This is a genomic window from Flavobacterium sp. 2755, from assembly GCF_031455715.1.
Classification (GTDB): domain Bacteria; phylum Bacteroidota; class Bacteroidia; order Flavobacteriales; family Flavobacteriaceae; genus Flavobacterium.
This window is the reverse complement of sequence record NZ_JAVDTG010000001.1, coordinates 311082-325776: the sequence shown is the minus strand read 5'-3', so window position 1 is coordinate 325776 and position 14695 is coordinate 311082. Positions and strand designations below refer to the sequence as shown.

Sequence of the window (14695 nt, the reverse complement as noted above, 5' to 3'; positions counted from 1 at the left end):
TAATTTAAATTTATAGATATGAGTACTTTTAGAAGAAGCCAAAACCGCGCTAACCCTAATAAGCTGAACAATATACTTTCGACACTTATTTTTATTCTGATCTTAAACGTCAGCATTCAAATCTGGCTTTTATATGCATCCCTAAATAATGCATTAGAAAATAACAAGGAAATATTAATTCCTGCCTTTATAGCTTCTACAATACTATTTTTTATTGGTTTTGCGTGGTTATATTATCTTCCAAAAGGTAATTTTAAAAGAAAGTAAATCAATCTCTTCAACTTTAAAAGCTATTTGATTTTTTCGCTCGGTATTTAAAAGAATTAAGCTAAATTTATATTTTTAAAAAATTTAGGTACTTAATTGATTTAACTAAGTAAAAATACTTATATTTGTAATAAGTATTTTTTGCTTATAAAAATAACACGAATGATTAAAGTAGAAGATGCTATAGCGATTATTGAGGCGAACAGCAAAAAAATGTCCACAAAGCTAATTCAGGTTAGCAAAGCGTTAGGATATGTTTTGGCAGAAAAAGTAATTTCGCCAATCAACATGCCGCCGTTTCGCCAGTCGGCAATGGATGGATATGCATTTACGCACAGTATTCGACATCAATACGATATTATTGGAACTTCGCAGGCTGGGGATCATTCAAACATAAAGCTAAAAAATACAGAAGCAATTCGAATATTTACAGGCGCTTTTGTTCCCGATAATGCAGATACAGTTGTAATGCAGGAACATGTAATGGCAAATAAAGATTCAATTTTGATTGCCACAATGCCTGAAAAATTGTCAAATGTTCGTCCAAAAGGAGAGCAAATTGCGAAAGATGAAGTAGTTTTTGAAGCCAATACTTTAATCACGCCCGCAGCAATTGGATTTCTGGCTTGTTTAGGAATCACAGAAGTTGAAGTTTACAAAAAACCGAAAGTGGCCATTTTAGTTACCGGAAATGAATTAGTACAACCGGGAAAAAAACTAAAAAAAGGAAAGATTTTCGAAAGTAATTCATTTATGCTGGAAGCGGCTCTTGAAACTATCGGAATCAAAAAAACGAAAGTTTACAGAGTAAAAGATAATTTAAAAGCAACAAAAAAAGCGCTTAAAAGTATTCTGAAAAAATACGATGTTGTTTTAATTTCTGGCGGAATTTCGGTTGGAGATTATGATTTCGTAAAAGAAGCTTTATTGCAAAATGGGGTTCAGGAATTGTTTTATAAAATCAATCAAAGACCTGGAAAGCCAATGTTTTTTGGTTCAAAAAATGAAACTTTAGTTTTTGCTTTGCCGGGAAATCCTGCTTCATCTCTGACGAATTTTTACATTTACGTTTCGCCCGCAATCAAGAATAAATTAGGATTTTCGGAAATTCATAAAACAAAAGTAGTTAGAAAATTAAATTCGGATATTAAGAATACGACAGGAAAAACATTATTCTTAAAAGCAAAATACGACGAAACAAATGTTACAGTTCTAGACGGACAAAGTTCTGCAATGCTCAACACTTTTGCCGTAGCCAACAGTTTACTTATTGTTCCGGAAGATATTGTAGAATATAAAAAAGGTCAATTGGTAACGTTATTGCCGATAGATTAAGAAATTTTAGATTTTAGAATTCAGATTTTAGATTTTTAGAAAAAGAAAATAGAATAAAGAGTATAGAGAATAGATTTTTTGGTATTAAGGATGAAAAGCAGTGTGTAATATAAAACATATAGCTTAACAATTTGAAACCTGACACGAGCCTTTAGCCGAATTGGCGAAGCAAACAAAATAAACAAACAAAAAACAATGAACCTATTAAGTTCTGAAAACATAGTACTATTCAGTTTTGCACTAATCGTTATTGCGTTTTTATATTCCAGCGTTGGTCATGGCGGAGCATCGGGGTATTTGGCATTGATGAGCATTTTTGCTTTTCCAATTTCGATTATGAAACCATCGGCTTTGTTGTTGAATTTGTTTGTTTCGAGTATTTCGTTTTTGTTTTATTATAGAAAGAATTATTTCAAACCAAAGCTCTTTTATCCGTTTGCGATAGCCTCGATTCCGGCGGCATTTATTGGTGGTTTTATTACTTTAGATAATGCGATTTATAAAATAGTTTTAGGAATTGTATTGGTTTTTGCAGCATTGAGATTGTTTGGAGTATTTAATTTTAAAGAAAAAGAAGAAGTAAAAATCAATCTTCCAATTGCATTGGTAATTGGTTTTTCAATAGGTTTATTATCTGGAATGCTAGGAATTGGCGGGGGAATCATTTTAAGTCCAATTTTATTGTTTTTAGGATGGGCATCGGTAAAAGAATCGGCAGCGGTTTCGAGTTTATTCATTTTTGTGAATTCAACTGCCGGAATGTTAGGATTCTTTTTAGGAGGAAAAACAATCCCGATGGAAAGTTTTTACTTGGTTCCGATTGCAGTTGTAGGAGGAATGTTAGGCGGATTTTATGGGAGCGGTTCTTTCTCCAACAGAACATTAAAAATGGTTTTAGGAACGGTTATTTTGATGGCAAGCGTCAAATTGATTTTTCCTTGAGATTAAAATAAGATATGTATTGTGTCACTGAGGTTGAAACCTCAGGCAATATTTGAAAAACAAATGTAAAAAATTGCTAAATAAACATAGCCAGCGGTTTCAACCGCTGGAGACAAAGATTGACAAAACCTTGAAGTAAAAATTGTCACCCTGAGCGAAGTCGAAGGGCGCTCCAATTGAAACGTGGGCTTCGACTTCGCTCAGCCTGACAAATACGAGCAAAACTTGAAACGTGAAATTTGAAACAAAAGAAACTATGAATATATCAGTATTTATTCTTTGCGGTGGAAAAAGCTCCAGAATGCAGTCTGAAAAAGGATTAGTGCTGTTTCAGGAAAAACCATTTATCGAACATATAATTAAGGCAATTTTGCCCATTACAGAACAAATAAAACTGATTACGGCATCAAAAGAATACGATTATCTGCCGTATGAAAAAATACCGGATATTATTTCAGATAAAGGCCCTTTAGGCGGAATTTATACCGCTTTATCCCATTCTGAAACCGAATTTAATTTGATTTTAAGCTGCGATATTCCGTTGATTTCAACTGAATTATTACAGGAATTAATTTCAAAACATACAGAAGAAGCCGGAATAACCGTTTTTGCTTCCGAAAGTAAAACACATCCATTAATTGGGATTTATTCAAAAAAGATTGTTCCAATTATTAAAAGTGCCATTGATTCAGATGAATTAAAAATGATGGATTTATTGGCAAAAGTGCCGCATCAAATTTTGAATATAGAAGAAAGTGAAAACTTTCATTTGACAAATATTAATTCTGCCGACGAATTAAATGATCTGAATATCAATTTAAGTTAAAGATTATGCAAAACTTAAAAACACCAAAATTAACGATTGTGGGCGCGGGTCCGGGCGACGTTGAATTGATTACGATGAAAGCGATTAAAGCTTTAAAAAGTGCCGATGTAGTTTTGTATGATGCTTTAGTAAATGAAGAATTATTAGAATATGCATCAAATGCAGAAATTATTTTTGTCGGAAAACGTTTAGGCTGTCACGCCTACACACAAGACCAAATTAACGATTTGATTGTTTCGATGGCAAAAAGCCACGGACATGTAGTGCGTTTAAAAGGCGGCGATCCGTTTGTTTTTGGAAGAGGAAGTGAAGAAATCGAATTCGCAGAAGAATTTGGAATCGAAACCGCTATTGTTCCCGGAATTTCATCTGCTTTGGGCGTTCCTGCTTCCGTTGGAATTAGTTTGACACAACGAAAAGTAGCTGAAAGTTTTTGGGTTATTACCGGAACAACATCCGATCATAAATTATCAAAAGATGTTCTTTTAGCTTCAAAATCGGCGGCGACGGTGGTTATTTTGATGGGAATGCATAAATTGAACGAAATAATTTCGATTTATCAAGAAAACAGAAATGACGATTTACCAATCGCAATTATTCAAAACGGAACAAAAAATTCAGAACAAAAAGTGATTGGAACTATCAATACAATCACTAAATTGGTTGCTGAAAAAAATATATCATCGCCCGCAATTATTGTGATTGGTGAAGTGGTTAGAAATACTTCAAGCTGGATTTCCTATTTTCAGGAACACTTTGAAGATGAATTCATTTTTCAGAATTTAAATTTATAAAAATGATCGAGATTAAATATTTTGGAGCTGTTGCCGAAAAGACAAAATGTGAGTTCGAAAAATTATCTTTTTCCGAAGAATTATCACTGCAAAAACTATTGCAGGATTTAAAAGAAAAATACCAATTCGAATCGCTTTCTTTCAGCGTAGCAGTAAATCAAAAAATAGTTTCAAAAGCAGCAGATTACAACTTACAAACAAGTGATATTGTGGCTTTATTGCCACCGTTTGCCGGAGGATAAAAATTAATTTATGAGTGCATCAAACCGATATAACCGACAAATGATTCTTCCTGAAATAGGAGAGGATGGTCAGTACAAATTATCGAAAGCTAAAGTTTTGGTTATTGGTGCCGGAGGTTTGGGCGCGGCGATTCTGCCTTATTTGGCTGCTGCCGGAGTTGGAGAAATAGGAATTGTAGATGATGATGATATTGAGATTTCGAATTTACATCGTCAGGTGATTTACAAAAGTTCTGCTGTTGGGAAATCCAAAGTTGAAGAAGCTAAATTGATGATTTCAGAATTGAATCCACTGGTAAAAGTTAACGCTTTTGCAGAGAAATTGTCAGGTAAAAATGCTATTTCGTTATTTGAAAGATATGATATTATTGTTGACGCAACAGATAATATTTCGATTAAATATTTAATAAATGATGCTTGTCTGTTAACTAATAAACCAATGGTTTACGGATCAATTTTTAGATTTCAGGGACAAGTTTCGGTTTTCAATTATCAAAACGGACCAACATACAGATGTTTGTATCCAGACGAAAACAATAACGCATTAAATTGTGAAGATGCCGGAGTAATCGGAATTTCAGTTGGAATTATCGGAATGTTTCAGGCAAATGAAGTCCTGAAAATGATTCTCGGAATTGGAGAAGTTTTAAGCGGTAAAATATTAGTTTATAATATTCTCAATAACGAACAGCAAAAATATGATTTTGATAAAAGTGATTTTAAGTCAATAAGCAGCAGAGAATCATTCGAAGAAAAATACTATAAATCTGAAGTTGAAGAAGTTAATTTTGAATCGATTTTGGATGAAATAAATAATGATGAGGTTCTATTTTTGGATGTTAGAAATGAAGAGGAACTTCCAAAAATCAATTTAAAAAATCAAATCCAGATTCCGTTGCCACATTTAGAAAATGAGATTGAAAAACTGGATAAAAACCAAACGATTTATATTTTCTGTCAATCTGGGATAAGAAGTAAAGTTGCTGCAGAGTTGCTTCAAAAGCATCAATTTAGAAATATAAAAAGCATTGCTGGAGGTGTTTTAGGAATGAAAGAATTATTAGCAACTGAGATAAATTTATAGCGACAGATTACACAGATTAAATTGATTATAAGTTAGATTGTCACCCTGAGCGAAGTCGAAGGGCGTGCCAATTGGACGTGGGCTTCGACTTCGCTCAGCCTGACAAAAGCAAAAGAAAAAATCCTTTTTAATCCATATAATCAGTGGCAAAAAAAACATAAAAAATGAGTAAAAATGTATTTGTAGAAGGGCCAATATCTCCTGAATTTATAGCCGAGTCGATTGCGAAACACCAATCGAAACATACAATTGGAGCGCACAATATTTTTTTAGGACAAGTTCGTGCCGATGTAATTCACGACAATACAGTCGTGGCGATTGATTATTCAGCTTACACCGATATGGCAAACGAAGCTTTACATACGATTCGCGAAAAAGCTTTCGCTAAATTTGATTTAACCTGTATGCACATTTACCACAGTTTGGGCGTTGTGAAAGCAGGTGAAATTTGTTTGTTTGTTTTTGTTTCGGCAACACGTCGCAAACAAGTTTATGAAGCAACAGAAGCTATTGTAAACTGGATTAAAACTGATGTACCAATTTTTGGTAAAGAAATGTTTGAAAACGATACATTCACCTGGAAACAAAATACCTAATAAAACAGAATGGTAGATATTACGCATAAAATAAGCACATTAAGAAAAGCAACCGCAACAGCAATTGTAAGAGTCAGCAGACAAGAAACAATTGATGCGGTGGTGAATAATTTAGTTCCGAAAGGAAATGTGCTCGAAATGGCAAAAACGGCAGGATTATTTGCGGTAAAAAATACCCATTTATCGATTCCGGATTGTCACCCGCTTCCAATTGAATTTACTTCGGTTGAATATAAAATTGAAGGTTTGGAAATTCAGATTATCTTTAATGTAAAAACCGTTTATAAAACCGGAGTTGAGGTTGAAGCTATGCACGGTGCATCGATTGTCGCATTGACGATGTACGATATGCTGAAACCAATTGATAAGGAAATCGAAATTTCAACAATTAAATTGATTAATAAAGAAGGTGGAAAATCTTCTTTTAAAAATAAATTTCCGAATGCGATAAAAGCAGCGGTTTTTGTTTGTTCTGATTCGATTTTTGCAGGAGATAAAGAAGACAGATCCGGGAAAATTATTGTGGATAAATTAGATTCATACGGAGTTGAAACTTCTCATTATGAGATTATTCCTGATGAATTGGATATTATTCAGGAAAGAACAAAAGCGTACACAAAAGATAATCAGCTGGTGATTTTTACAGGAGGAACGGGATTGTCTCCAAGAGATGTAACGCCGGAAGCTTTATCGCCAATTTTAGAAAGCAGAATTCCGGGAATCGAAGAAGCAATTCGCGATTATGGACAGCAAAGAATGCCGTATGCAATGCTTTCGAGAACTGTGGCCGGAACTTTGGGTAAAAGTTTAGTTTTGGCTCTGCCTGGCTCAACAAACGGAGCGAGAGAATCGATGGACGCTGTTTTTCCGCATGTAATGCACGTCTTTCATATTTTAAAAGGAAAAAATCATGACAGCCTCTAACACAATTTTGACGGATGTTTTTGGGCGCAGACACAATTATCTGCGTATTTCGCTGCTGGAAAAATGCAACCTGCGTTGTACGTACTGCATGCCGGCTGACGGAATTGCGCTTTCTCCTAAAGCTAGTTTAATGACGGCTGATGAGATTTTTGGTATCGCCCAGACTTTTGTACAAAATGGTGTTGACAAAATAAGATTAACAGGCGGAGAACCACTTTTAAGAAAAGATTTTCCAGAGATAATCGCAAAATTAGCAGCTTTAAATATTTCACTTTCGATAACTACAAACGGAATTTTAATTGATCGTCATATAGACACTTTAAAGCAGTTTAAAGTCAAAAAAATCAATTTGAGTTTAGATACGTTGGTTTCGTCTAAATTTCATTCTATAACGCTCAGAAATCAGTTTGAGAAAGTTGTAGATAATCTACATTTGCTTTTGAATAATGATTTTCACGTAAAAGTAAATGTCGTTTTAATGAAAGGGTTTAATGATAACGAAATTGTTGATTTCGTTAAACTAACGCAGTTTTTACCAATTTCAGTTCGGTTTATTGAATTTATGCCGTTTGCCGGAAACGAGTGGGACAGAAGCAAAATGGTTTCGCAAAATGAGATTTTATCTTTGGTTGGAAATACTTTTGCTGAAGATGAAATTCAAAAACTGGAAGATGAAAAAAACTTCACAGCCAGAACTTATAAAATAAAAGGCTTTCAAGGTGATTTCGGAATTATAAGTTCGATTACAAATCCGTTTTGTGACAGCTGCAACCGAATTCGTTTAACGGCAGATGGAAAAATTAAAAATTGTCTTTTTTCTAATTCAGAAACAGATCTTTTAACGCCTTTTAGAAATGGCGAATCGATTACAAATTTGATTTCAGAATCTGTTCAAAGTAAAAAGAAAGTCCGCGCCGGAATGGTTACGATTGATGAAATGAATGATCCTGCTAAACATTTTGATAATCGTAGTATGATTGCGATTGGAGGGTAGTCCTTCGACTTCGCTCAGGATGACAGAGTGTTGGTGAGGTCTGCTCATTGCAAAAAGCCCTTCGACTTCGCTCAGGGTGACACAAGTATTGTCAGGCTGAGCGAAGTCGAAGCCCTTCGTACAGTATGTCCTTGCGAGGAACGAAGCAATCTCACTATTATGAACAACGTTACTTATTGCTAGTGCGGTTGCTTCGTTCCCTCGCAATGACTGCATAAAAAAAAGGTTCAACTTTATTTTAGTCAAACCTTTCTTAGAGATATTATTTTTTCTTTTTCGCTTTTGCCTTTTTTTGAGACTTAGCTTTCTTTTTAGCAATTTTTTTCGCTTTCGCTTTATCCTTTGCTTTTTTCGCTTTTTCTTTTTTCTTAGCTGCAGCTTTTAATTTTGCTTTTTTAGCTTTTTCTTTCTTTTTGTCTTTTTTAGCTTTCTCTTTTTTCTTAGCTAATTTCTTTTTCGCTTTGTCCTTTTCTTTGTCCTGCACTTTCTTTACTTTTTTATCAGATTTATTTTTAGCGTTTTCTACAGTTGTAGTTGTTCCGCCTGTGTTTTCTTCTTTAGCATCAGTAACAGCAGTTTTTGTAACCACTGTTTTTACAGCCTCCGGTTTAATAGTTGGAGTCAATACTTTTTTAGCAGGAGCTCTGCGTGCTGCCGGTTTTGGTGTAGTTACAGCTGTTTTTGAAACAGAAGCCGCCGGAGCTTTTGTTGTAGCTGCTGGTTTTTTTAAAGTTGTTGCAGCAGGTTTTGCAGTTGTTGATGCAGGTTTAGCCGCCGCAGTAGTTTTAACTGGAGCTGTTTTACGAGCAGGTGCTTTTGCAGGTGTTTTATCTTCAGCTTTTACACTTTCTGCTGCTGGCTGAATATTTTCTGTTGTAGGTGAATCAATTTTCTCTGGGGTTACTTCTTCGTTCTTGTTTTCCATATTTTTAGTGCTTTTAATGAGGATTATCATTAACAATGTAACTAAATTGTTAATTTACAGTTAAGTAAAGATAACTATAAAACAACTCTCCCAATGTTAAGTTTTTTGATAAAATTTTAATTTAACTATTTGAAAGTGAATTTATTGCATTTTTAGTAAAAAAATAAAATCAAAATTTCTTAACAATTCTACATGAAAAAATAGAGGAATTTGCTGTATAAATGCTGATATTGTTAAAAGTTAGATGTGAATTTTGAATGGTGAATTGTGAATTGTGAATTGTGAATTGTGAATGTAAGATGTAAAATGTATTTACTTGTTGTTTCTTTTGAAAACGAGTTTCCTAGCCCTGATGGGAGCGGCATCCTTTTATGGTGGGGTTCACCATAAAAGATATAGCAGACAGCAGGAATAAGCTCCTAATTATTATGATGATATTAATTCTCTGCAATTTACTTCGTTAGTTCGCTATCGCTTGTGTCCAGAATTTTGAAATTGCTTTTTGGTGCTTCGCATAACGAACAGCAATAATCTTCGCCTAAATCTGTAAATAAAATGCCTTTTGGAATTCCCTGGCTTTCGTCTCCGTATTCAGGTTTATAAAGCGTTAAGCATTCCTGACATTGATAAATATCTTGTTGTGGTTTTTCTTTTTTCTGTGTTTTTTCGGTGGATTCTGTTGTTGCATTTCCGAGTTCGTTGAAATATTTTCGGCTTAATTCAATTAAAATCGTTGGCAGTTCGAGTTTGTCAATGTCTTGCGAATGTACAATGTATTCACGTGTATTTGGGTCGAAATTCTTCGCAAACAATACATTATAAGTATCACGAATTTTAATAGATTCTAAAGCAGCTGGAAGTTCATTTTTTTCAATTACGATAGAAGTAAAATAATGCCCGTCACGATTGTATTCGGAAATTCCGAAATTCAATCCGTAAGTACTAATATCAAATTGATCGAGCGTACGAACCAAAAATGTTTTCAGGTTCAATGCCCATTCCATTGCAACGGGTAAATGCCAGTTGAGTTCCAACAGCGAATGACGAACGTTGATTCCGCGTTTGCCTAAGAATTTTTCCCATTCGAGTTTTCGGTCTTTTGGAATTCCTTTTATGATAAAAGATTTCCAGGGCGTGATGCAGATTTTCCCGATTTTACAGTCGAAACATAAATCGCACATTTCTTTTAGAAAATCGAGATCGTATAAATTATTTCGCCAATATAATCCTAACCAATATTGATCGATTCCCATTCTGTTCATTCCTTCGTAATACGGAAACGGATAAAACGGAATATTTAAAGGTTTGTCGATTGTTCTGTTATTGGTATCTAAAGCTTCGCTTACGAGATTAAAAATCAAATCGATTCCGATAGATTCTTCAGCAGTAATTTTTTCGATTTCGTAATAAAATTTGGCAATATCCCAACTGTAAATCAAAACGGGATAAACTTCCATGCGTTCCCATTTTGGTAAACGAATATATAGGTACCAATAATCTTCGTGTTCTGAAGCAATGAAATTTAGATGTCCGGTAAACAACGGAACCAATTGCTGTTTTGGATCATTGATGTTGACTTTAAGTTTAGGCTGTTCTTTAAAAAGTTCCAATATATAAAGGAATTTATTTCCGGTAAGCCAATTTGTATTTCTGAAAATATCTGTCGAAACATAAGACGAAACAATATTATTACCGCTTTTTTGATCGGGATAAACAAAATGATGTTTTCCTAAAGCCGTTTTGTCCAAAGATGTAAAACCTTTTGGGAAAATAATATCTTGTCTCGAACCAAATGAAATGGAATCCAGTCCTTGATCTGCAGCCATATTAACGACTTCTCTCAACTCTCCCGGCGAAATAACGCCTCCTTTTACTATTAATCTTGTTAACTCCATTTGTTCTTTGTTTCAGGTTTTCTTTGTTTCAGGTTTCAGGTTGCTTTACTTTGGGTATAAATTTTACCGCAAAGTTCGCAAAGGGTTTTCGCAAAGTTTCGCAAAGGTTTTTTACTTTATCTTTAATAAGTTGCCAAAGTTCACAAAGTATTAAGTAAAGATTTAGCGCATAGCTTTGTGAACTTTTTTCTTTAGAAAATAATCTTAAGCAGAGAATATAAATCTTTGCGAAACTTTGCGGTTAGATCAGCACAATCTAACAAAATCAACTAAACCTTACATTTCGCCAATATCTCTTTAACCTCTGTTTTACAGCTTCCGCAGCCTAAACCGGCGCCTGTGTTTTTGCATAAATCGGTGAAATTATTGACACCGCTTTTAATTGTTTCTTCGATGTTTCCGGCTCCAACCTGACTGCAGGAACATACTAATTTTCCTAAAACAGGTTTGGCGCTTGAACTTCCTCTTAATAATAAATTTCGTTTGTCTGATAATTCGATTTTGCTTTCGATCATCGTTTTGAATTCGGCAAACTCGTTTTTATCGCCCATTAAAATCGCGCCAACAAGCAAATCGTCTTTTACGATACATTTTTTATAATAACGTTTTTTCAAATCGGCAAAAACAATTTCTTCGAATGAATCGTCGTTTTCCGGAATTTCAATATCACCAATACTGCAAAGATTTAAATCTTCGAGTTTTAAAATATTCATTAAAACCGAACCTTTATAATAACTGCTGATATCACCCGCTAAAAAGTTAGCCAGAATATCGGCCTGTTCTTCGGCAGCCGAAGTGATTCCGAATAATTTATTATTGAATTCTGCGATTTCTCCAATCGCAAAAACATCAGGATTTGAAGTTTGTAAATACTGATTTACTTTCACGCCGCGTCCACAGGAAAGACCGCTTTCTCGGGCAATTTCTATATTTGGAATCGTTCCGATGGTATAAACGATGGCATTTGCGGTAATGATCCTGCCGCTTTTCAGTGCGATTTCAATTTCGTTTGGATTATCGGTTTCAAAAACAGTGCTGACTTCGTTGTCAAAATAAATCTGAATATCACGAAGCTGAACTTCCTCTGCCAATAGTTTACTGGAAATTAAATCCAGCTGACGTTCCATTAAACGGGAAGCTCTTTGAATTATGGTTGTTTTTACTTTTTTATGTTTTAAAGCGGCGGCCAATTCTAATCCTAATAATCCACCGCCAATAATAACAACATGTTGTTCTTCGGGCGGAAGATTAGTGCTGTCAAGATGTTTTTTTAAACGATCTGCATCTTCTTTTCTTCGTACAGTAAATCGGCCCGGAAGATGAAGCTGTGCATTTTCTGGAATAAAAGGACGACTTCCGGTGGCTAAAATTAGTGAGTCGAAAGTGTGCGTTTCGCCTAAACTGTCTTTTATAATTTTATTAGCTGTATCTATTTTATCAATCGCAACTCCGGCTTTCATGGTAATGTTGAGCTTATTTAAAGCCTCGCCATCTTTTACTTTTAAAAGCTGTTCCCAAGTGAATTCTCCCGTCATATATTCCGGAAGTAAAACACGATTGTAAAATGGATTTATTTCATTCGAAAAAACAATAATTTCATCGGTTGTATTGAATTCGCGATAGTTTTGAATAAACCTAAAAGAAGCTGCTCCGGCGCCTACAATTGCAATTTTTTGAAATGGCTTTACATATTTTGTAATCGAAACGGTTGTGAATTTAAAATCAGGTTCTTTTGAAACGGGATCAACAACTGTATTGGTTAAATTGTTGGTTCGGTTTAAATCATTTTCAAGTTGTTTTCCCCAATGCATGGGTAAGAAAACTACTTTTTCTTTAATGGAATCCGTAACTTTTGCTTTTACGCGAACTTCGCCATTTTTACTTGTAACGGTAACGATATCACCATTTTTAATTTCATTTTTAAAAGCATCAATTGGATTTATTTCTAAAACCGGACTCGGAATATGAGTCAGCAATCTTGATACTTTTCCGGTTTTTGTCATGGTATGCCATTGATCGCGAATTCTTCCCGTTGTTAAAATAAACGGAAATTCAGCATTTGGCTGTACCGATGTATTTTCTATTGAAACCGGAAGGTTAAAAATAGCTTTTTGTGACGGCGTATAAAATTTTTTATCGGTAAACAGGCGGGGAGTTCCCGGATGTCCGTAATCTGGAACGGGCCATTGAAAAGTGCCTTCGGTTTTTAAACGATGATAATTTAAAAATGAAATATCGATGTTGGTGCCTTTGGTAAGCGCGCAATGTTCTTTGTAGATTTCTTCGGCACTATTAAAATTGAATCCGTGGAAATTCATTTTTTTTGCAAAACGAATTAGAATTTCAATATCCGGAAGTGCTTCGCCAGGCGCATTTATACCTTTTGAAAGATAAGAAATACGACGTTCTGAGTTCGTCATGGTTCCTTCTTTTTCTAACCATCCGGCGGCAGGCAAAAGTAAATCGGCAAATTTTGCGGTATCAGCATTATGCGAAATATCCTGAACGACTACGAATTTAGCGTTTTGAAGCGCTTTTTCAATTCTTCTGGAATCAGGCAAACTCACTAACGGATTGGTACAGATAATCCAAACGGCTTTCATTTTTCCAGATTCTAAAGCGTCAAACATTTCTGTTGCTGTCAATCCCGGTTTATCTGAAAGTTCATCAACGCCCCAAAAATCTGCGACTTCTTTTCTATGCGTTGGATTGGCAATATCTTTGTGCGCGGCCAAAAGTGTTGCCATTCCTCCAACTTCACGTCCACCCATTGCGTTGGGCTGCCCCGTTAAAGAAAAAGGTCCTGAACCCGGCTTTCCAACTTGTCCTGTTAATAAAGATAAATTAAGCAAAGCGGTGTTTTTGTCAACGCCAACAGCACTTTGGTTTAATCCCATTGCCCAAAACGAAAGGAAACCTTTTGCTTTTCCAATCGTATCGGCAGCGAGTTTTATATCGTTTACCGGAATTCCGCAGAGTTTGGAAGCTTTTTCTAAAGAAGTACCTAAAACTAAATCTTTATATTGTTTGAAATTTTCTGCGTGATTTTTAACGAAATCATGATCGACATAGCCTTTTTCGATAATACGTTTGGCGATGGCATGATATAAAATAATGTCTGATCCGGGAATAATCTGTAAATGGATATCAGCAAAAGCGGCTGTGTCTGTTCGCCTCGGATCGATTACAATTATTTTTGTTTTAGGATTTTTCTCTTTGTGTTTTTCAATTCTTCGAAATAAAATGGGATGACACCAAGCGGGATTTGCACCTGTAATTAAAAGTGTATCGGCAAGTTCGATATCATCGTAAGCAATTGGAACAGAATCTTCTCCAAAAGTCTTTTTATAACCCACAACAGCAGAACTCATGCAAAGTCGGGAATTGGTATCGATATTATTGGTTTTCAAAAAACCTTTTACGAGTTTGTTTACCAAATAATATTCCTCAGTTAAACATTGTCCCGAAATATAAAATCCAACGCTGTCTGGTCCGTGTTTTTTTATTATTGAAGAAAAAACGGCTGCCGCGCGATCAAGTGCGGTATCCCAACTTACACGTTCCAGCGGATAGGATTTACTGCCGCGCATTTCCGGATATAAAATTCTGTCTGAAGTATCGTTGACTACGTAATGCAGATTCATTCCTTTAGAACATAACATTCCTTTATTAACCGGATGATCTTTGTCGCCTTCTACCATTACGCCGTTTTTGGCATCGTTGGTTACGATTATGCCGCAGCCAACGCCACAATAGGAACAGGTAGTTTTGATTTTGGTATTTTGCATTACAGTTCTTTTTTAGATACTATTTCTTGAATCTGCAGGGATTTAGATAAATCACTTATACAAAAATAAGTATTTTTACGTAT

Annotated in this window: 13 protein-coding genes; 10 read left to right on the top strand and 3 right to left on the bottom strand. The window is 35.0% G+C overall.

Going from position 1 to position 14695, the window contains the following annotated elements:
• Positions 1-18 precede the first annotated feature (18 nt).
• From J2Y38_RS01300 to moaA, 10 genes are all read left to right on the top strand, one after another.
• Positions 19-267: a DUF6755 family protein gene (locus J2Y38_RS01300; RefSeq protein ID WP_309838849.1), complete on the top strand. Its 249-nt coding sequence runs from the start codon at positions 19-21 to the stop codon at positions 265-267.
• Positions 268-429: 162 nt separating this feature from the next.
• Positions 430-1602 (top strand): gephyrin-like molybdotransferase Glp, encoded by a 1173-nt coding sequence (glp, locus tag J2Y38_RS01295; protein WP_309838847.1) that lies wholly within the window; start codon positions 430-432, stop codon positions 1600-1602.
• Positions 1603-1797: 195 nt separating this feature from the next.
• Positions 1798-2544 (top strand): sulfite exporter TauE/SafE family protein, encoded by a 747-nt coding sequence (locus tag J2Y38_RS01290; RefSeq protein ID WP_309838845.1) that lies wholly within the window; start codon positions 1798-1800, stop codon positions 2542-2544.
• Positions 2545-2800: 256 nt separating this feature from the next.
• A complete protein-coding gene (locus J2Y38_RS01285) occupies positions 2801-3370 on the top strand; it encodes a molybdenum cofactor guanylyltransferase (RefSeq protein WP_309838843.1) in 570 nt (189 codons plus the stop codon).
• Between the two features lie 5 nt (positions 3371-3375).
• The gene (gene cobA, locus J2Y38_RS01280) at positions 3376-4164 is read left to right on the top strand and encodes a uroporphyrinogen-III C-methyltransferase (protein WP_309838841.1); all 789 of its coding nucleotides are present in this window, start codon (positions 3376-3378) and stop codon (positions 4162-4164) included.
• A 2-nt stretch (positions 4165-4166) separates the two neighbouring features.
• Complete coding sequence (locus J2Y38_RS01275; RefSeq protein ID WP_309838839.1) at positions 4167-4406, top strand: MoaD/ThiS family protein; 240 nt, start codon at positions 4167-4169, stop codon at positions 4404-4406.
• 10 nt (positions 4407-4416) lie between these two features.
• Positions 4417-5490: a HesA/MoeB/ThiF family protein gene (locus tag J2Y38_RS01270; RefSeq protein ID WP_309838837.1), complete on the top strand. Its 1074-nt coding sequence runs from the start codon at positions 4417-4419 to the stop codon at positions 5488-5490.
• Positions 5491-5654: 164 nt separating this feature from the next.
• Positions 5655-6086: a molybdenum cofactor biosynthesis protein MoaE gene (locus J2Y38_RS01265; protein WP_007807486.1), complete on the top strand. Its 432-nt coding sequence runs from the start codon at positions 5655-5657 to the stop codon at positions 6084-6086.
• 9 nt (positions 6087-6095) lie between these two features.
• Positions 6096-7010 (top strand): bifunctional molybdenum cofactor biosynthesis protein MoaC/MoaB, encoded by a 915-nt coding sequence (moaCB, locus tag J2Y38_RS01260; RefSeq protein WP_309838834.1) that lies wholly within the window; start codon positions 6096-6098, stop codon positions 7008-7010.
• A complete protein-coding gene (gene moaA, locus J2Y38_RS01255; protein ID WP_309838832.1) occupies positions 6997-8004 on the top strand; it encodes a GTP 3',8-cyclase MoaA in 1008 nt (335 codons plus the stop codon). The genes moaCB and moaA overlap by 14 nt, the downstream gene beginning before the upstream one ends.
• A gap of 262 nt (positions 8005-8266) precedes the next feature.
• Here the strand turns inward: moaA and J2Y38_RS01250 are convergent, their stop codons facing one another.
• From J2Y38_RS01250 to J2Y38_RS01240, 3 genes are all read right to left on the bottom strand, one after another.
• A complete protein-coding gene (locus J2Y38_RS01250; protein WP_309838830.1) occupies positions 8267-8929 on the bottom strand; it encodes a hypothetical protein in 663 nt (220 codons plus the stop codon).
• A gap of 452 nt (positions 8930-9381) precedes the next feature.
• On the bottom strand, positions 9382-10824 hold the full coding sequence (locus J2Y38_RS01245; RefSeq protein WP_309838828.1) for a rubredoxin: 1443 nt from the start codon (positions 10822-10824) through the stop codon (positions 9382-9384).
• A gap of 269 nt (positions 10825-11093) precedes the next feature.
• Positions 11094-14612, bottom strand: a complete 3519-nt coding sequence (locus tag J2Y38_RS01240) for a molybdopterin-dependent oxidoreductase (protein ID WP_309838826.1) — start codon at positions 14610-14612, stop codon at positions 11094-11096.
• Positions 14613-14695: the final 83 nt, after the last annotated feature.